Origin of the sequence: Streptomyces rubrogriseus (genome assembly GCF_027947575.1) — a bacterium.
In the GTDB taxonomy this organism is placed as follows: Bacteria; Actinomycetota; Actinomycetes; order Streptomycetales; family Streptomycetaceae; genus Streptomyces; species Streptomyces rubrogriseus.
The window spans coordinates 5,226,153-5,245,392 of sequence record NZ_CP116256.1 but is presented as its reverse complement, the minus strand read 5'-3'; the positions used below and the strand labels follow the sequence as shown (position 1 = coordinate 5,245,392).

Sequence of the window (19,240 nt, the reverse complement as noted above, 5' to 3'; positions counted from 1 at the left end):
ACTGCCATTTCCCGCAAGGAACTTACGGTCAAGAAGCGGAACGGGGAGCCGTCAGCGGGCGGCCGGCTGGGCCGTGGAGCCCCGGACCACGAGTTCCGGTTCGAAGAGCAGCTCACCGTGCGGGACTTCGGTGCCCTGGATCTGTGCGCAGAGGAGGTCGACGGCGGCGCGTCCCATGGCTTCGATGGGTTGGCGGACGGTGGTGAGGGGCGGTTCGGTGCAGGTCATGAAGGCGCTGTCGTCGTAGCCGACGACGGAGACGTCGTGGGGTACGTGGTGTCCGCGGCGGCGGGCGGCGCGGACGGCGCCGAGGGCGAGGGGGTCGCTGGCGCAGATGATGCCGGTGACGCCGCGGTCCAGGAGGCGGGTGGCGGCGGCCTGGCCGCCCTCCAGGGAGAACATGGCCCGCTCGACGAACTCCTCGGGCAGTTCCGTACCGGCGGCCCGGGCCGCCTCGCGGGCGGCGGCCAGCTTCCGGCGCGAGGGGATGTGGTCGGACGGGCCCAGCACCAGGCCGATGCGCTGGTGACCCAGCGACGCCAGGTGCCGCCAGGACTGCTCGACGGCGACGGCGTCGTCGCAGGCGATGCACGGGAAGTCGAGGTTCTCGATCGACGCGTTGATGAGCACCACGGGGATGTTGCGCTCGGCGAGCAGCCGGTAGTGGTCGTGCGGGGCGTCCGCCTGCGCGAACAGACCGCCCGCGAACACCACTCCGGAGACCTGTTGTTGGAGCAGCAGCTCGACGTAGTCGGCCTCGGAGACGCCGCCCTTGGTCTGGGTGCACAGCACCGGTGTCAGGCCCTGCTGGGCGAGTGCGCCGCCGATGACCTCGGCGAACGCGGGGAAGATCGGGTTCTGCAGCTCGGGCAGGACCAGGCCGACCAGACGGGCGCGCTCGCCGCGCAGCTGGGTGGGCCGCTCGTAGCCCAGGACGTCCAGCGCGCTCAGTACGGACTGCCGGGTCGTCTCGGAGACCCCCGGTTTGCCGTTGAGCACCCGGCTGACCGTGGCCTCGCTGACCCCAACCTTCTTCGCCACCTGAGCAAGTCGTCGCGTCACAAACGAAAGGCTAACGCAAACACCGCAAGCGGCTTGCTTCAGTGCCAGGAGACCCGGGCGACGACGGGAAGGTGATCGCTGCCGGTGGCGGGCAGGGTGCGCAGGGCGCCGACGGTCCCGGCGCGGGCCATCACCTGGTCGATCCGGGCCAGCGGCAGACCGGCGGGAAAGCTGAAGGCGAGGCCCCGCCCGGCCACGTTCAGCGAGTCGGTCAGGGGACGCAGCGCCCGGTCGTCGACCGTGCCGTTGAGATCGCCCAGCAGGACCACCCGCCGCAGCCCCTCCGCGTCGAGGGCGTCGCCCAGCAGACCGGCGCTCTCGTCCCGCCGGGACGACGCGAGACCGCCCGCCCCCACCCGGACCGACGGCAGGTGCGCGACGTAGACGGCGACTTCGCCCCGCGGCGTGTGCGCCACGGTCCGCAGCCCGCGCTCCCACACCTCCTCGATGCCCCGCGGCTTGATGTCCAGGGGACGTGAACCGGAGAGCGGGTACTTCGACCAGAGCCCGACGGTGCCCCGGACCGTGCGGTACGGATAGTCGGGGGCGAGGGTCTTCGCGTAGACCTCCAGCGCCGGCGGCACCAGCTCCTCCAGCGCGACGAGGTCCGGCCCGGCACGGACCAGGGCACGCGCCGTGCCCTCCGGGTCGGTGTTCTCGTCGCTGACGTTGTGCTGCACCACCACCAGGTCGTCGGCGCCGGGCTCCGGCGCGGGCAGGAGCAGCCCGCCGAACAGGTACGTCCAGGCGGCCACCGGCAGCAGCACCGCCACCAGCGCGAGCGCCGAGCGGCGCACCAGCGCCAGCACGAGCAGCACCACGACGACCACACCGAGCCACGGCAGAAAGGACTCCAGCAGACTGCCCAGGCCGCCCACACGGTTGGGCACCGAACGGTGGAACGAGAGCAGGAGAGCGGTGCACACCGCCACCCCGGCGAGCACCCGTCCACGCCCGCGCGTCCAGGCCGCCCAGTCCGTCATCGCACCCGTTCCCTCGTCCTCACCGGCAGGTCCACCAGTCAGGACGAGGGAAGGGCGGTATGAGTTCCGGCGGTCTACTTCAGGTACGGACCGTCCGCTCCGATCTTGCCGGGACCGTTCAGGACGTACGCCCGCAGGTTGCCCTTGCCGGGGGCGGCGACGGTGAGGCGGCCGTCGGTGACGGTGCGGGTGTCGCCGGTGACCGCGTCCCGGTAGGTGCCGTTGGGGATGCCGGCGTAGGTGGCGCCGCCCGAGACGGTGACGAGGGCGAAGCTGTCCGTGCCGCCGTCGGTGTAGCGCCGTTTGAAGGCCATGTCCCCGGTGATGCCGTCCGTGGAGTACTGGCCCGTCTGGAGGGCGGGGACGGCCCGGCGGATCTGGTTGAGCCGCTGTACGTGCTTGACCAGGGGCTGTGCCAGTGTCGTGGCGACGGTGCCGGTGGCCGAGTCGACCCGGGAGAAGTCGGAGGCCGTCACGTCACCGGCGAGGTGGTCGCCGTAGTAGGCGCGGCCGGTCGTGGCGAGGGGGCAGGTGGGGCCGCAGTCGATCTTCCTGCCCTTCTGGAACTCGATCTCCGAGCCGTAGTAGAGGGTGGGGATGCCGCGGAAGGTCCACATCAGCGACATGTTGTCGGCCCAGGCGTCGGTGCCGCCGGAATAGCGCTCGCTGCTCTTGTTCGGGCCGTAGTCGTGGCTGTCGACGTAGACGACGTTGTACGTGGCGTCGTTGTAGCTGTCGTCGGAGTCCTTGCCGTTGTGGAAGGCGTTGCTCGCGTCACCGAAGTTCATGTGCATGCGCATGTCGATGACGTTCATGCCGGAGAAGCGGCTGTGGTCCGGGGCGTGGTAGCTGTTGCCCTCCAGGAAGGCGTTGGCCGACGTGGGCTGGTTGCCCGTGCCCTGCTGCTGCTCGTACTCGTACATCTCCAGGGCCGCCTTCGCGTCGTCGGCGTTGTACTCCTTGCGCTCCTTCCACGTGTAGAACTGCGCCGAGTGGTTGACCGAGCCGCGGTTCCACTTGTCGTTGACGAAGGTAGTACGACTTGCCGCTCTTGGGTTCGACGGTCAGGCCGTCGTACTCGAAGCCGGGCTGCTGCTCGTCGTAGTACCAGCTCCACTGGGAGTCGCGCACCCCGTAGACGGTCGGGGTGAACAGGCCTTTGGCGCCCCAGCGGGAGGAGTGGTTGTAGACGACGTCCTGGTAGATCTTCATGCCCTTGGCGTGGGCGGCGTCGATGAGGTCCTGGTAGGAGGCTCCGGAGGATTCCAGGCGCGGGTCGACCCGGTAGAAGTCGTAGCCGTGGTAGCCGTGGTAGTCGTAGTCCGAGCGGTTGAGGACCACGGGGGTGATCCACACGGCGGAGAAGCCGAGGCCCTTGATGTAGTCGAGCTTGTCGACCAGGCCCTTGAAGTCGCCCCGGAACATGGGGTCGTCGTTCGCGGCGTTGCCGGACCTCTCGTGCTGGCTGCCGCCGCGGTTGTTGGTGGCGTCGCCGTCGTTGAATCGGGCGGTGAGGACGAAGTAGATCGGGTCCTTGCGGGGATCGGTGGCCAGGGGCCTGCCCGCCGCGGGCGTCGGCGGTTTCGTGCCGGTGGTGGCGATCGCGGCGGCCGAGGCCGCGGAGACGTTGCCCGCGGCGTCGGTCGCCCTGACCGTGTAGGTGTAGGTGGTCCTCTCCTCCAGGCCGGTGTCGGAGAAGACGGTGGAGCCGACGTCGCTCACGACTTCCCCGGCCGTGCCGCCGCTGCGGGTCACCTGGTACTTGGCGACTCCCGTGTCGTCGGTGGACGGCTCCCAGGTCAGCACGACGGACACGCCGTCGGCCCGGGCGGTCACCCCGGCGGGGACGGTCGGCGCCGCCGTGTCGGGCACCTCCTCGGCGCACGGGTCGTCGGCGTCGGCGGTGACCGCGTTGTCGGCGACGGTCGTGACGCCGGCCGGCAGTGTGTAGTCGGCGCCCTTGTTGTTGTCCCACACTCCGTTGCCGTTGTTGAAGGCGGCCGTCAACGAGGTGGCCGTGCCCAGGTCGACGTCCATCTTCCACCAGCCCGCGCAGGCGGCCCGCATGCCGACGCCGGGGACGGCGGTCCAGGAGCCGCCCGCGGGCCGGTAGTGGATGTTGGCGGTGGTCCAGCCGAGGGTGCGGGTGGAGTAGTAGACGGTGGCCCGGTTGCCGTCCCCCGGCGTCGGGTCCGGATCCTGCCCCCCGGCGCAGGGGTCGGAGTGCGCGACCACGCCGTCCTTGACCGTGATGGCTCCGGTGCCGAGGGCGTAGTTCTCACCCCCGTTGTTGTCCCAGGTGCCCGAGCCGTTGTTGAAGGTGGCCCGCAGCCCCTCGGCGCTGCCCAGGGGGACCGTCCTCTTCACCCAGTCCGTGCACGCGGCCTCCATCGCCACGCCGGGGACCTCGGTCCAGGAGCCGCCGTCGGGTGCGTAGTGCAGGTTGTACCGGTCCCAGTTCTTCGTCTTCGTGTAGTAGAAGACGGTCGCCGTGTTCCCGGCCTCGGCCGTTGCCGCGGCGTGGTCCGTGGCGGGGGAGGCGGCAGGTGGGGCGGGCACCGCTGACAGCACGGCGCCGACGGCGACGGCCGCGGCCAACGGCCGCCCGAGCCACCGCATACGGATGCGCTTGATGTGCTTCGTGCGTCTTGTGCGTCTTGTGTGTCTCGTACGTCCTATGTGTCTGGTGCGTCTCATGCGTTGTCTCCGGAGGGCGGGCGAAGCAGCGGGCGGGCGATCGAACGCGAGGGGCTTGAAAGGGTGAACGGAAAGTTGCAGAAATCTCTTACGGCAGCCGGAAGGTACCCGTACGCGGCAGGGCCGTAAAGAGGTCGCGCTTCAACTTTCCGGTGTGCGGGAGGGGTTGACCGTGGTTGGAGGCCGCCCTTACGGTCACGACCGCAATCGCTTGCAGAATTCTTGCTGCAACACACTGCAAGTGCCTGCCGGCTCCCCAGAACTCGTCGGCACCGCACCGGGACACCCGCACCCTCACACGGGAGACTCCATGCACGGGAAGACCAGCCCAGCGCGAAGAATCACCGCCACCGCGCTCGCCCTCACCGCCGGCGTGGCCGGCAGCCTCCTCGCCACCATGGCACCGGCCCAGGCGTCCCCACCCGGAGACAAGGACGTCACCGCGGTGATGTTCGAGTGGAAGTTCACCTCCGTCGCCCAGGCCTGCACCGACACCCTCGGCCCGGCCGGCTACGGCTACGTCCAGGTCTCACCGCCCCAGGAGCACATCCAGGGCGGACAGTGGTGGACCTCGTACCAGCCGGTGAGCTACCGGATCGCGGGCCGCCTCGGTGACCGCGCCCAGTTCAAGAGCATGGTCGACACCTGCCACGCCGCCGGGGTGAAGGTCGTCGCCGACGCGGTCGTCAACCACATGTCGGCCGGCAACGGCACGGGAACCGGCGGCTCCTCGTACACCAAGTACGACTATCCCGGCCTCTACTCGTCCAACGATCTCGACAACTGCACCTCGCAGATCAACAACTACGGCGACCGCTTCAACGTCCAGGAGTGCGAACTGGTCGGCCTCGCGGACCTGGACACCGGCGAGGACTACGTACGGGGGAAGATCGCCGGCTACCTCAACGACCTGCTCTCCCTCGGCGTCGACGGCTTCCGCATCGACGCGGCCAAGCACATGGCCGCCGCCGACCTGGCCGCCATCAAGTCCCGGCTCAGCAACCCGAACGTCTACTGGAAGCACGAGGCGATCTACGGCGCGGGCGAGGCCGTGTCCCCGACCGAGTACGTCGGCAGCGGCGACGTGCAGGAGTTCCGTTACGCACGCGACCTCAAGCGCGTCTTCAACGGCGAGAACCTCGCGTACCTGAAGAACTTCGGCGAGGCATGGGGCCATATGCCCTCCGACAAGGCCGCCGTCTTCGTCACCAACCACGACACCGAGCGCAACGGCGAGACCCTCACCTACAAGGACGGCGCCGCCTACACCCTGGCACACGTCTTCATGCTGGCCTGGCCGTACGGAAGCCCCGACGTCCACTCCGGCTACGAGTTCACCGACCACGACGCGGGCCCGCCGAACGGCGGTCAGGTGAACGCCTGCTACAGCGACGGATGGAAGTGCCAGCACGCCTGGCGCGAGATCTCCTCCATGGTCGGCCTCCGCAACACCGCACGCGGCCAGGGGGTGACCGACTGGTGGGACAACGGCGGTGACCAGATCGCCTTCGGCCGCGGCTCCAAGGCGTACGTCGCCATCAACCACGAGGGCACCTCGCTGACCCGTACGTTCCAGACGTCGCTGCCCGCGGGGGACTACTGCGACGTCCAGACGGGCAAGGGCGTCACGGTCGACGGGGCAGGCCGGTTCACCGCCACCCTGGGCGCCGACACGGCCGTGGCCCTGCACGTCGGAGCCCGCACCTGTGACGGCGGCGGCGACCCCGACCCGGTCTCCTCCGGCGTGTCCTTCGCGGTCGACGCTACCACCGGCTGGGGCCAGAACATCTACGTGACCGGAAACCGGCCGGAACTGGGCAACTGGAACCCGGGCGGCGCCCTTCAACTCGACCCGGCCGCCTACCCGGTGTGGAAGCGGGACGTCGAACTCCCCGAGGGCACGACCTTCGAGTACAAGTACCTCCGCAAGGACGATGCGGGCAACGTGACCTGGGAGAGCGGTGCCAACCGCACCGCGACGGTGAACACCGCGAAGACCACTCTCAACGACACCTGGCGCAACTGAGTACCGCACGGTGAACAGTCGCGTGTGAGCAAGCCGACACACGTGGGGAGACCGGGGTGGGCCGTTCGGGGGAAGGTAGTGTGTTCAAGGCCCGAACGGCCCACCGCGCGACCCGCGGTGGCGACCGCGGCGGCAGCCGTCCGTCCGGTCCGCCCGCACGCGACCTCTGAGAGTGGAGTTCATGAACGTGTCGACCGGCGGCAGACGGATACGGAGCCGGGGAGTCACCGCAGCCCTCGTCTGCGCGATCATCCTGTTGCCCGGCCCCGGTTACGCGGCCCCGGGCGAACCCGACCCGCACACCGACAAGTCGATCGAGGACATCCGCGACGAACTGGACGGCCTCTACCGCGAGGCGGAGGTGGCCACCGAGGCCTACAACGCCGCGAACGAGAAGGCGGCCAAGCAGGAGAAGCGGCTGACGACCCTCCGCAAGGACCTCACCCGCGCCGAGAAGCGGGTGAAGGACCTGCGCGACCTCGCCGGCGCGGCCGCCCGGACCCAGTACCGCGGGGGCGACCTCGCCGCCACCGGCATCCAGCTGCTGCTCGGGGACCACCCGGAACAGGCCCTCGACGAGGCGTCCCAGGCCCGCCAGGCCATGCGCGGCCTGGTCAACGTCTCCGAGACCCAGAAGACCGCGCGCGAGGCCCTGAGCGAGCAGACCGAGGCCGCCTCGAAGGAGCTGCGGGAGCTGAAGAGCAGCCGTGCGGACAAGGCCGCGGCGAAGCAGAAGATCGAGAAGAAGATCGCCTCCGCCGAGCGGATCGAGGCCGGGCTCGAGGAGGAACAGACCCGCAGGCTGGCCGCGTTGGAGAGGCAGCGCTCCCGGGAGGCCGAGGCCAGGTGGACGGAGTCCGGCGGCTCCTCCGATGGCTCCTCCGGCGGCTCGGCCGGCAAGGGCAAGGGCAAGGGGCGCGCTCCGGGCGGCGGGACGCAGGTGAGCGGAGCGGCCGGGAAGGCCGTGGGCTTCGCGATGGCGCAGATCGGCAAACCGTACGTGTGGGGCGCGGTGGGCCCGTCCTCGTACGACTGCTCCGGACTCACCTCCGCGGCCTGGGCGGCGGCCGGCCGCCCCATCCCCCGGACCTCGCAGGCACAGTGGGGCGGCCTGACCCGCGTCAGCCTGTCCTCGGCCCGTCCCGGAGACCTGATCATCTACTACAACGACGCCACCCACGTGGGCATGTACATCGGAGGCGGACAGATCGTCCACGCACCGCGGCCCGGCCGCAACATCACCACCGCGCCGGCCGCCTCCATGCCCGTCCTCGGCGTCGTACGACCCGGAGCCTGACCGGATGACCCACTCGCTGACCCCCCGTGACGAGGGGAACCTGCCCGCGCTGGCCGCCCCGCCGCTGATCCGCCTCGACGCCTACGTGGCCGAGGACGGGTCGACGGTGGTCAACGGCCACCTGCTGGAGATGGGCGGCATGCGACCGCCCAACGAGGCGATCCTCGACGCCGTCGCCATGTTCGCCCGCACCCTGGGCGCCCCGGTCGCGGCCACCGTCATCGACCGCACCGTGCAACAGGTGGCGCGCCTGCGGGTCCACCCCGACGGCTCCAGCCGGACCATCGCAGAGGAGGACGACCTGCCGCCCGGGCGGGAGCGCACCGCCGCCGAGGAGGAGGCGTTCCCCCCGCTCGCCCGCGTCGAGCGCATCATCCAGCACGCGCAGCGCGAGGAGTTGCACGCCGCGTTCGTCCTCGCCAGCGCACTGCGGGAACACCTGACCCTGCGCCGCGGCGCCGAGGACGAACTCTCCCTGGAAGCACGGGCGATCGAGGCCTACCTCGCCTACCTGCGCGGCGACCACATGCTCTCCACCGTCCTCGCGCTGACCGTCGCCCGCATCCGCTGCCGCACCGACCTCAACCGGGCCGCCCCCGACGTGGCCCGGGCCACCGCGGCATGGCAACGGCTCTGGGACGAGAGCCAGGTGGCCACCCGGGGGCAGGAACTGCTGCACATGTGGGAGCGGCTGTCCGAGGCCGGCCTGCTCCAGGAAGCGTCCCACCACGCCATGGCCCAGGCCGTGCGGACCCGGCTGGCACAAGGGGGCCGTTCCGTACCGCCGCAGTCCGGGCCCGCGGCGGCGGCCCTGCCCGCGGGCAGCGGCCCGGCCCCCACCGCCGTCGCGCCCGAGGACAAGCCCCTCAAGCCCGCCCGGCGCGGTCTGCGCCGCTTCACCCGACGGGCCGGCCGGTCGCCCGGACAGTCCTCCTGAGGGCCGCCCGCCAGGAGGCGAAGCCATGTCCATCGTGACAGCTCGGAGGCGCGTTCCGTAGGACGGACGGCACAGCTCGCCGGCCTTCCCCGCCGCTTGGGCGAGGCCGACAATCGTCGTCATGCCCAAGCCCACAGAGGTCGATCAGGACGCCGTCGTGCGCGCCCGGAACATACTTCTAGCCTCCGGCCGTCGCACGCCACGCGAGGAGGTCGACGCCTGCCGGGTGCTCGCGCGCGTCAGCCCCGCGGCGTATCTGCCGCGGCTGGCCCGGGCGCTGCAGAACCTCAGCTGCGACCGCGTGTACTCGGACCGCCCCGAGGACCGACTGGCGCTGCGTGAGGAGGCGGTGGCCGCCGCCCGTGCCCTCGATCCGGCCGACCCCAAGTACGCCGACGTCCTGTACGACGCCCTCGACGGCTGCCAGCTCGCGCTGTACACCATCGGCCGCCGTGACGAAGGCCTCGCCGTGCGGGCCGAGATGCTCTCCGTCGGGCGGACACGGGCCGAGTCGTCCGGCGACGGGGAGGTGTGGGGCCTGTTTCCGTGGGCCACCGGACTTCTGGAGGAGGGCCGTTACGCGGAGGCCGTGGACGTGCTGTCGGAGTCCGTGACCCGCGGACGCCCACACGGTCCGCGGGAAGGCGTACTCGCCTGGACCTTCTTGGCGTGGATCGCCGCCCTCGACGCCGCGGGCCGGTCCGACGAGGCGCTGACCGCCATGGCCGAACTGCTCGCCGTGCAGGCGGCGGAGGCCGCGAAGGACGGGATGCGGGCCTGTCGGCTCCACCTGCTGATCCGGTATGCCCAGATGCTCGACGACGCGCTCCGGCACGCCGAGGCGACGGCGGTCCGTCAGGAGGCGCTCGCCCTGTTCGAGGAACTGGCCGTCCACGGGGAGGAGGAGGCGAGGAGGTGGAGCGGATACCAGGCGGCGTTCTGGGCCGTCCTGTTCTTCATGTCCGTCGCCGGCAGTGAGCGCCCCGCGGCCGGACGACCCCGCCCGCCGGTCGGCACCGGCTCGAGCTCCGCGCGACGGACGGCCCGGACGGTCCGGACCGCTTGGCGGAACAGATCCGGCTGCACCGGATGCTCACCGTGCGCTGGGCCCTCTCCTGGGAGTGCCACACGGCACGCGTGCGCGAACTGTTCGACGAGGGTGTGGCCCTGGCCCGGCGCCTGCGCCGACAGGACGCCGCAGCCGGGAGCATGGCCCTGGCCACGGCCCTGTCGAGCAGAGCCACCTTTCTGGTGGCCGCCAAGGAGTTCACCGCGGCCCTCGAGGACTTCCGGCAGGTCCCGGGGCTCCACCGGGGCCCCCTTCAAGTGGCCGGCCGGGTGGGCCAGGATGCAGGCATGACAGAAGGATCGCGTTCCGGGCTTCCCCGAGAGAACATCGAACTGCCGGACGGCTCAGTACTGCGACGGCGCTCCCTGGTCTCCGACGACGCGTTCATCGACGCGGTCGCCGCCGATGTCGGGCACCTGGGTGAGTGGCTTCGCTGGGCCCAGCATCCGCCCACCCGCGAGGAGACCGAGAGGTTCCGTGCCGAGCAGGACGCGGACTGGGACGCCGGGCGGTCCTTCGTCTACGTGCTGACCCCGCCGGACCGTCTCGACCGGGTGCTCGGCGGGGGCGCGATGTTCCCGAACGGCGAGGCGGGCGTCCTGGAGATCGGCTACTGGATCTGTTCCCCGGCCACCGGCCGCGGACTCGCCACCCGGGCCGCGGCCGCGCTGACCGAGGAGGGCCTGGGGCTCCCCGGCGTCAAGGCCATGGAGATCCACTGCGACCGGGCCAACGCCCGGAGCGCCGCGATACCGCCCCGGATCGGGTACCGGTTGCTGCGCATCGAAGCGGACGAGCCGCAGACCGCCGCGGAGGCCGGACTGAGCATGGTCTGGCGCCACGACGGCGCCTGACCCCGGAGCGTCGAGCGGCCCGGCCTCAACGGTCGGCGAACCCGTCACGGCCCTGCCGGCCGGCCTGCGGCCCGGTCGGCCCGGGTGTCAGTCGGCCAGGTCGGCGGCGCGCCGTCGCAGGGCGTTGACCAGTGCCCCGGCGGGAGCCGTGAGCCGGCCGGGCAGCGACACCAGGTCGATGCGCCGTACCTCCTCCGCGACGCCCGTGACGTCGACGAAGCGGACGCCGCGCGGAATCACCGGCAGCAGCGCCGGTGAGGCCGTGGTGACGCCCGCCCCGGCCGCGACCAGGTGGAGCTTGGTCAGCCAGTCGCGCGCGGTGTGCGCGACGCGGGGCCGTCCGGGCAGCCCCGGCCAGACGCCGAGCAGCGGCTCGTCCGTGCCGCCGGGACCGGCGATCCAGGGCTGCCCGGCGATGTCCTCGACGTCCGCGGTGCCGTGTTCGGCGAAGCGGCTGCCGGCCGCGACGGCCAGGGCCAGGCGCGTTTCCAGCAGGGGTTCGACGTGCAGGGGAGGGTCGTCCGTGTCGGGCGAGCGGTGCGGGGGCCGGGAGGTCAGGAGCGCCAGGTCGAGGGTGCCGCTGCGCAGCGCGCGCACCAGTGCCGGAGTGCTCCCCTCCCGCGTCGTCACCCGCGGGCGGGAGCCTTCCCGGCGCAGTGCCGACAGGGCGTCGGCCACGAGCACCGCGCCGGCGGCGGGAAAGTACCCCAGCCGGACCCGGCCGGTGGCGTCCCGCACTCCGCGCAGTTCCCGGTCGGCCGCCTCCAGGGCGTCCAGCGCGGCCACGGCGTGGCGCAGCAGGGCGAGGCCCGCTCCGGTCGGCCGTACACCGCCGGGGAAGCGGTCGAACAGGCGGGCCCCCGTCGCCTGTTCCAGCGCGGCCACCTGCCTCGAGACCGCCGACTGCGTGTAGCCGAGGCTGTGCGCGGCCGCGGTGAAGGTGCCGCGCTCGGCCACCTCACGCAGCACCCGCAGCCCGGCCAGCGTCACATCTCCCATGCCCATGAGCCGGCAGCATATCCACCATGCCGAACATTCGCTGTCGGAATGCCTCCGGGGCTCCTAGCGTCGGCGTCATGCCTCTGATCACCGTTTCCCTGCGGCAGGGAACCACGCCCCAGTACCGCCGCCTCGTCTCCGAGGCCCTGCACAAGTCCATGGTCGACGTACTGAAGATTCCGCAGGACGACCAGTTCCACGTCTTCCACGAGGTCACGGACGACAACTTCGTCATGCAGCCGGTCGTGTTCGGCCTGCGGCGCACCTCGCGCACCCTGTTCGTCCAGTTGTCGTTCAACCGGCGCGGCGCGGAGCAGAAGGCGGAACTGTTCCGGGCGATCGTCGCCAACCTCAAGCTGTACGCGGACGTTCCCGAGGAGGACGTCATGCTGGTGGCCTTCGAGACGGCGAGGGAGAACTGGTGGGCCGCCGGCCGCGTCGTCGACCCCGCCACCGGCTACGACGAGCGCATGACCGACCTGCCCGACCTGCCCGACCTGCCCGAGGTGCGCGAGGTGCCGGGCCGGTAGGACTGCCTCGGCCCCTCGTCAGACGTGCGGCGCGGCCCCTCGCCAGGTGTCCGCACGGCCCCTGGTCAGGTGTCCGCGCGGCCCCTGGTCAGGTGTCCGCGCCGCCGGGCGCCGCCGCGGACCCGCCCGGCGGCGCCGTGCTCTGCCGTACGACGAGATGGGTCGCCAGCTCGATGCGCCGGCCGGCCCGGCCGGGCTCGTCCGGCCGGAAGAGCATCCGGGTGGCCTCCTCGGCCATGTGCCGCAGCGGCTGGTGGACGGTGGTCAGCGGCGGGCTCGACCACTGGGCCAGCGGCACGTCGTCGTAGCCGACGACCGAGAGGTCCTGAGGGACCCTCAGGCCCCTGACGCGGGCCGCCTCCAGTACCCCGAGCGCCTGGAGGTCGCTGCCCGCGAAGACCGCCGTCGGCCGGCCGGGACCCGCGAGCAGGTCCATGCCGTGCTCGAAGCCGCTCTCCACGCTGTAGTCGCCGTACCGGACCAGGGCCGGGTCGATCGGCAGGCCCGCCATCGTCATCGCCGAGCGGTAGCCGTCGAGCCGGGCCAGTGAGCACAGCATGTCCTCGAACCCCGTGATGATCGCGACGCGTTCGTGTCCGTGGTCGGTGAGGTGGCGGGTTGCCGCCAGGCCCCCGGCCCAGTTGGCCGAGCCGACCGACGGGACGTCGGGGTCCGGGTCACCGGCCGGGTCGACGATGACGAAGGGGATGTTCCAGGACCGCAGCCGCTGCTTGACCTCCGCGGGGAGCGAGGAGAAGACCAGCACGACGCCCAGCGGCCTGCGGCGGAGCACGCCTTCGATCCAGTCCGGGGCGGGTGCGTGCCGGGTGCCGCCGCGGGTGAGTACGACCTCGGTCCGGTTGGCCTTGGCGACGTCCTCCACGCCCCGGACGAGCTCCATCGCCCAGACGCTGTCCAACTCGTGGAAGACGAGTTCGACCAGCGGCGAGCGCGGCGGGCTCGCGTTGCGGCGGCGGTAACCGTGCACCTCGAGAAGCCGCTCCACCCTGGCCCTGGTGGTGCTGGAGACATCCGAACGACCGTTGAGGACCTTCGAAACTGTCGGAGGAGAGACTCCCGCCTCTTTCGCCACCTCGGCCAGGGTCACCCGGGCGCCCACCTCAACTTCATCGTGCATGCAGGAAGGATAGGCCATGCGATCGGTAACGTTTTGAGTCGGCAGCCGCACGGCCATTGACCAGAAATCCGGTCTCACTTTACTGTCCGACCAGCATGGACTTTCGGTGATGGCGCCGAAACTTTCGAAAGGCGAACGATGAAGACACGTGCGCGCTTGCCCAGACTGGTCGCCACCGGTGCGACGCTCGCCCTGGCGCTGAGCCTGTCGGCCTGCGGTGACGGGAACGGCGGGGCGTCGTCGGACGACGGCAAGATCCATGTCCTGGTCTACGGGGACGCCAGCAACAAGATCGAACAGCAGATCGTCGACACCTTCAACAAGACCTCCGACGTCAAGGCGGTCCTCGACACCATCCCCGGTGCCGACTACCAGACGAAGCTCCAGACGATCATCAACACCCCGCAGGCCCCGGACATCTTCTACAACTGGGGCGGCGGCAGCATCAAGCCGTTCGTCAAGGCGGACCTCCTGCTGCCGCTCGACGACTTCATCAAGAAGGACCCGGCCCTCAAGGACAAGTTCCTGCCGTCCGTCTTCAACAGCGCCGTCGTCGACGGCAAGCCGTACGGCATACCGATGCGCGGCACCCAGCCGGTCCTGCTCTTCCACAACAAGAAGGTCCTCGAGGACGCGGGCGTCCAGCCGCCCAAGACCTGGGACGAACTGCTCGCCGCGGTGGGCAAGCTCAAGGACGCGGGTGTCACGCCGATCGCGCTCGGCGGCGGCGACGTGTGGCCGACCCAGATGTGGTTCCAGTACCTCTACGACCGCATCGCCGGTCCGGAGCTGTTCGCGAAGGCCATCGGCGGCGACAAGAGCGCCTGGGAGAGCGCGGACAGCAAGAAGGCGCTGGACATGATCAGCGAGCTGGTCGACTCCGGCGCCTTCGGCAAGAACTACGACTCCGTCAAGTACACCAACGGCGGCTCGGTCCAGCTGGTGGCCTCGGGCAAGGCCGGCTTCGAGCTGATGGGCTCCTGGTACTACTCCCAGCAGCTCACGGACCACAAGGAGTTCGCCGAGAAGGACCTCGGCTACACCGCCTTCCCGACCGTCGAGGGCGGCAAGGGCGACCCGGGCAACGTCGCCGGCAACCCCAACAACTACTACTCGGTGATGAAGAAGACCAAGCACCCGGAGGCCGCCGCCGAGTTCCTGAAGCTCATGTACTCCGACGAGTTCGTCAAGGCCCACCTCGACATCGGCAACCTGCCGACCACGACCAACACCGACAAGTTCATCGACGGTTCGGCCACCCCCGAGTACAACCGCTTCCAGTACGACCTCGTCTCCGACGCCCCGAACTTCCAGCTGTCCTGGGACCAGGCGTACCCGCAGAAGGCCAGCTCGGACTTGCACAAGGCCATCCAGCAGTTCTTCAACGGACAGCTCGACACGGACGGCTTCATCAAGGCCATGCAGGCCCTCCCGACCGAGTGACGAACGGCTCATGACCACACACCTCACGAGCGCACGGCCCGCCGCCGGATCCCGCAAGGAGTCCCGGCGGCGGCCGCCCGCCCCGTCCACGACGACGGTGGGCCGCCCCAGCTTCGCCTGGGCGGTGCCCGCCGCACTGTTCTTCGCCCTCTTCGCGATCGTCCCGCTGATCATGGTGGCGGTGCTGTCCTTCATGAGCTGGGACGGGATCAGCTCGCCCGAGTTCGTCGGCACGGACAACTGGTCGCGCCTCGTCGACGACCCGGTGATGCTCAAGAGCATCTGGCTGACCCTGCTGCTCACCGTCCTCGGCGTGGTCCTCCAGACCCCGTTGAGCATCCTGCTCGGGGTCTGGGCCGCCGGTCACCAGCGCAACCGGGCCGTCCTGTCGGTCATCTACTTCATCCCCCTGTTGCTGTCCGCGACGGCCGTGTCCGTGCTCTGGCGGGCACTGCTCGACCCGAACTTCGGCATTCCGGCGGAGGCGACCTGGCTCTTCGGCGACGGCAACCTGTTCGGTGAACAGACCACCGCCATCGGGGTGCTGGCGTTCGTCAGCACCTGGCAGTTCACGCCGTTCCACACGCTGATCTACCAGGGCGCCGCCCGTGCCGTCCCGCAGGTGCTGTACCAGGCTGCGGAGATCGACGGGGCGGGCCGCTACCGGCAGTTCTTCCACATCACCCTGCCGCAGCTGCGCACCTCCATGATCACCTCGATGATCCTGATGATCGTCGGCGGCCTGACCACGTTCGAGACGGTCCTCATCCTGACCCAGGGCGGTCCCGGCACCGACACCACCATCAGCGCCTACTACATGTACGACAAGGCCTTCAAGAGCTTCGACTACGGCATCGGCTCAGCGATCGCCCTGGCCCTGGTCGTAGCGGCCACGATCATCTCGCTGATCGTCGTCCGGGTCTCCGGCTACGACAAGATGCGCAGCTCCATGGAGGGTGTGTCATGAGGCGCCGACCCAACTACGTGGCCGGCGTCGGCTCGCTCGTCTGGCTCGTCCTGGTCGGCCTGCCGCTGTACGTGATGCTCGCCGCGACCCTGCGCACCCGCCAGGACTACGCCGAGAACGGCCCGGTCTCCCTCCCGGACAGCTTCACGCTGGACAACTTCACCGGTGCCTTCGACTCCGGCTTCGGCCAGTACTTCTTCAACACGCTCGTCGTCACCGCCTGCGTGATCGGCATCGTGCTGCTGCTGGTGCCGCCGCTCGCCTACGCCATCGTCCGCAGCCGCGGCAGGGCCACGTCGGCGATCTTCCGGCTGTTCCTGCTCGGCCTCGCCATCCCGGCCCAGGCCGTGATCGTGCCGATGTTCTACCTGATCAGCGAGGCCGGGCTGTACGACAACCTGCTCGGCGTCATCCTGCCCACGGCCGCGTTCTGCCTGCCGATGTCCGCGCTCATCCTCAGCGGCTCCATGCGCGACATCTCCCCGGAGCTGTACGAGGCCATGGCGATGGACGGCGCGAGTCCCCGGCGCATGTTCTTCCAGCTCGTCATGCCGCTGTCCCGCGGGGGACTGTCCACCATCGTGGTGTTCTCCGCGCTCCAGGCGTGGAACGGCTTCCTGTTCCCGCTGGTCCTGACCCAGTCGGACTCCACCAAGGTGGTCACCCTGGGCCTGTACAACTTCCAGACCGCGCACGGGATCGACATCCCCGGTCTGCTGGGAGCCGTGGTGCTGTCCATGGTGCCCATCCTGCTCGTCTACCTGTTCGCCCGTCGTGCCCTGGTCCAGGGGCTGATGGGTGTCGGAGGAAAGTGACTGCCGACGTGGCTGTAGAGACCACCCCCGAAATTCCCCTCTGGAACGACCCCAACCACCCCGTCGCCGCCAGGGTCGACGCGCTCGTCGCCGCGATGACCCTGGAGGAGAAGATCGCCCAGCTGTACGGAGTGTGGGTGGGTGCCTCCGACAAGGGCGGCGAAGTCGCCCCCCATCAGCACGACATGGAGGAGGCCGTCGACCTCGACGCGCTCGTGCCCGCCGGGCTCGGCCAGCTCACCCGGCCCTTCGGCACCGTCCCCGTCGACCCCGCGCTCGGCGCGCTCTCGCTCCTGCGCACGCAGGCCCGCATCACCTCGGCCGGCCGCTTCGGCATCCCCGCCGTCGCCCATGAGGAGTGCCTGGCCGGCTTCGCCGCCTGGGGCGCCACGGCCTACCCCGTCCCGCTGTCCTGGGGCGCCACCTTCGACCCGGACGCGGTACGCCGGATGGCCGGCGCCATCGGCCGCGACATGCGGTCCGTCGGCATCCACCAGGGCCTCGCCCCCGTGCTCGACGTGGTCCGCGACGCCCGCTGGGGCAGGGTGGAGGAGACCATCGGCGAGGACCCCTACCTCGTCGGCACCATCGGCACCGCGTACGTGCAGGGCCTGGAGTCCGCCGGCATCGTCGCCACCCTCAAGCACTTCGTGGGCTACTCCGCCTCCCGCGCCGGCCGCAACCTCGCCCCCTCCTCCGTGGGCCCCCGCGAGCGGGCCGACGTCCTGCTCCCGCCGTTCGAGATGGCCGTCCGCGAGGGCGGCTCCCGCTCCGTGATGTCCGCCTACACCGACATCGACGGCGTGCCCGCCGCGGCCGACGAGGCGCTGCTGACCGGGCTGCTGCGGGACACCTGGGGCTTCGAGGGAACGGTCGTCGCCGACTACTTCGGCATCGCCTTCCTCAAGACGCTGCACGGCATCACCGCCGACTGGGCCGACGCCGCCGGAGCCGCGCTGAAAGCGGGCCTCGACGTCGAGCTGCCCACCGTCAAGACCTTCGGGGCCCCGCTCGTCGACGCGGTCACCGACGGCCGGCTGCCCGAGGCCCTCGTCGACCGGGCGCTGCGCCGCGTCCTGGGACAGAAGGCGGAGCTCGGACTGCTCGACCCGGACTGGAGCCCGGTCCCGCCCGCGCTCGACGGGGTGGACCTCTCGGACCCGGAGGCGCTGCGCGGCCGGATCGACCTGGACCGGCCCGAGAACCGGGAACTGGCCCGCGAGATCGCCGAGAAGGCGGTCGTCCTGCTCACCAACGACGGCACCCTGCCGCTCGCCCGGCCCCGCCGCATCGCCCTGGTCGGCCCCAACGCCACCGAGGCCACCGCCGTACTCGGCTGCTACTCCTTCCCGCGCCACGTCGGGGTGCAGCACCCGGAGGTCCCGGTCGGCCTCGACCTGCCCACCCTGCACGACACCCTGACCGCCGAGTTCCCCGACGCCGACATCACCGTCGCCCGCGGCACCGGCGTCGACGACGGCGAGGTCTCCGGCATCGGCGAGGCGGTGGACGCGGCCCGGGACGCGGACGTCGTCGTCGCCGTACTGGGCGACCGCGCGGGCCTGTTCGGCCGGGGCACCAGCGGCGAGGGCTGCGACGCCGAGTCCCTCACGCTGCCCGGCGCCCAGCAGCAGCTCCTCGACGCGCTGCTCGACTCCGGCACCCCGGTGGTCACCGTGCTCCTCGCCGGACGGCCCTACGCACTCGGACGCGCCACGGCCGAGTCCGCGGCGATCGTGCAGTCGTTCTTCCCCGGCGAGGAGGGCACCGCGGCGCTCGCCGGCGTGCTCAGTGGACGCACCAGCCCCACCGGCAGGCTGCCCGTCAGCGTGCCCGGCAGCGCGGGTGCCCAGCCGACCACCTACCTCGGGGCGCGGCTCGCCCAGGCCAGCGAGGTGTCCAACATCGACCCGACACCGGCCTTCGGCTTCGGGCACGGGCTCACGTACACGACGTTCGCCTGGAGCGACCTCGTGGCGCACACCAAGGAGGCGCCGACCGACGGTGCGTTCTCGCTGGAACTGACCGTCCGCAACACCGGCGAACGGCACGGCACCGAGGTGGTGCAGCTCTACCTGCACGACCCGGTCGCCTCCGTCGTCCAGCCGGTACAGCGCCTCATCGGCTACACCCGGGTGCCGCTGGCCCCCGGCGAGGCCCGCAGGGTGCACGTCGAGGTCCCGGCCGACCTCGCCTCCTTCACCGGCCGCGACGGCCGCCGGATCGTCGAACCGGGCGACCTGGAGCTGCGGTTCGCCGCGTCCAGCACCGAGCCGCGGCTGACGGCGACGGTCGCGCTCACCGGACCGGAGCGGCAGGTCGACCACACACGGCGGCTGCACGCGCTGTTCACGCAGGAGGCCGGCGAAGACGTCTGAGCTGCCATCGGCGGCGAGCGGTGGTCGCGGTACCACCGCTCGCCG

General features: G+C 71.0%; 14 protein-coding genes and 1 pseudogene. 10 read left to right on the top strand and 5 right to left on the bottom strand.

Translation table 11 applies throughout. The features are described 5' to 3' along the window. Positions 1-51 precede the first annotated feature (51 nt). The 3 genes and pseudogenes from Sru02f_RS24030 to Sru02f_RS24020 all read right to left on the bottom strand — a co-directional run bounded on the left by Sru02f_RS24030 (position 52) and on the right by Sru02f_RS24020 (position 4,679). Positions 52-1,062, bottom strand: coding sequence for a LacI family DNA-binding transcriptional regulator (locus Sru02f_RS24030; RefSeq protein WP_109028801.1), 1,011 nt, complete (start codon positions 1,060-1,062; stop codon positions 52-54). Positions 1,063-1,100: 38 nt separating this feature from the next. Next, positions 1,101-2,045 (bottom strand): endonuclease/exonuclease/phosphatase family protein, encoded by a 945-nt coding sequence (locus Sru02f_RS24025; protein WP_244941710.1) that lies wholly within the window; start codon positions 2,043-2,045, stop codon positions 1,101-1,103. Positions 2,046-2,119: 74 nt separating this feature from the next. Next, positions 2,120-4,679 (bottom strand): annotated as a pseudogene (locus Sru02f_RS24020) (carbohydrate binding domain-containing protein). A gap of 373 nt (positions 4,680-5,052) precedes the next feature. On the opposite strand from Sru02f_RS24020, the gene Sru02f_RS24015 reads away from it, so the two are divergent. The 5 genes from Sru02f_RS24015 (at position 5,053) to Sru02f_RS23995 (ending at position 10,925) form a co-directional block, all read left to right on the top strand. Continuing rightward, positions 5,053-6,768: a carbohydrate-binding module family 20 domain-containing protein gene (locus Sru02f_RS24015; RefSeq protein ID WP_109028802.1), complete on the top strand. Its 1,716-nt coding sequence runs from the start codon at positions 5,053-5,055 to the stop codon at positions 6,766-6,768. 181 nt (positions 6,769-6,949) lie between these two features. Beyond that, entirely contained in the window at positions 6,950-8,065 is a 1,116-nt protein-coding gene (locus Sru02f_RS24010) for a C40 family peptidase (RefSeq protein WP_109028803.1), read from the top strand. A gap of 4 nt (positions 8,066-8,069) precedes the next feature. Next, on the top strand, positions 8,070-9,002 hold the full coding sequence (locus Sru02f_RS24005) for a hypothetical protein (protein WP_109028804.1): 933 nt from the start codon (positions 8,070-8,072) through the stop codon (positions 9,000-9,002). Between the two features lie 121 nt (positions 9,003-9,123). Beyond that, positions 9,124-10,362 (top strand): hypothetical protein, encoded by a 1,239-nt coding sequence (locus tag Sru02f_RS24000; RefSeq protein WP_244941711.1) that lies wholly within the window; start codon positions 9,124-9,126, stop codon positions 10,360-10,362. Next, positions 10,359-10,925 (top strand): GNAT family N-acetyltransferase, encoded by a 567-nt coding sequence (locus Sru02f_RS23995; RefSeq protein WP_109028988.1) that lies wholly within the window; start codon positions 10,359-10,361, stop codon positions 10,923-10,925. Before Sru02f_RS24000 ends, Sru02f_RS23995 begins: the two co-directional genes overlap by 4 nt. Before the next feature lie 87 nt (positions 10,926-11,012). Here Sru02f_RS23995 and Sru02f_RS23990 read toward each other — a convergent pair whose 3' ends face one another. Continuing rightward, on the bottom strand, positions 11,013-11,930 hold the full coding sequence (locus tag Sru02f_RS23990) for a LysR family transcriptional regulator (RefSeq protein WP_167469221.1): 918 nt from the start codon (positions 11,928-11,930) through the stop codon (positions 11,013-11,015). Between the two features lie 71 nt (positions 11,931-12,001). Between Sru02f_RS23990 and Sru02f_RS23985 the strand changes: the two genes are divergently transcribed. Further along, on the top strand, positions 12,002-12,454 hold the full coding sequence (locus Sru02f_RS23985) for a tautomerase family protein (RefSeq protein WP_109028806.1): 453 nt from the start codon (positions 12,002-12,004) through the stop codon (positions 12,452-12,454). 88 nt (positions 12,455-12,542) lie between these two features. Here the strand turns inward: Sru02f_RS23985 and Sru02f_RS23980 are convergent, their stop codons facing one another. Beyond that, complete coding sequence (locus tag Sru02f_RS23980) at positions 12,543-13,592, bottom strand: LacI family DNA-binding transcriptional regulator (protein WP_174854960.1); 1,050 nt, start codon at positions 13,590-13,592, stop codon at positions 12,543-12,545. A 138-nt stretch (positions 13,593-13,730) separates the two neighbouring features. Between Sru02f_RS23980 and Sru02f_RS23975 the strand changes: the two genes are divergently transcribed. The 4 genes from Sru02f_RS23975 to Sru02f_RS23960 are packed head-to-tail and all read left to right on the top strand — an operon-like array spanning position 13,731 to position 19,195. Continuing rightward, complete coding sequence (locus Sru02f_RS23975) at positions 13,731-15,035, top strand: ABC transporter substrate-binding protein (protein ID WP_109028807.1); 1,305 nt, start codon at positions 13,731-13,733, stop codon at positions 15,033-15,035. 10 nt (positions 15,036-15,045) lie between these two features. Then, positions 15,046-16,002 carry a carbohydrate ABC transporter permease gene (locus Sru02f_RS23970; protein WP_109028808.1) on the top strand — a complete coding sequence of 319 codons (957 nt, stop codon included), beginning with the start codon at positions 15,046-15,048 and terminating at the stop codon, positions 16,000-16,002. After that, complete coding sequence (locus Sru02f_RS23965) at positions 15,999-16,817, top strand: carbohydrate ABC transporter permease (RefSeq protein WP_109028809.1); 819 nt, start codon at positions 15,999-16,001, stop codon at positions 16,815-16,817. Before Sru02f_RS23970 ends, Sru02f_RS23965 begins: the two co-directional genes overlap by 4 nt. Then, complete coding sequence (locus Sru02f_RS23960; protein ID WP_109028810.1) at positions 16,814-19,195, top strand: beta-xylosidase/alpha-l-arabinosidase; 2,382 nt, start codon at positions 16,814-16,816, stop codon at positions 19,193-19,195. The genes Sru02f_RS23965 and Sru02f_RS23960 overlap by 4 nt, the downstream gene beginning before the upstream one ends. The last annotated feature ends 45 nt before the right edge of the window (positions 19,196-19,240 follow it).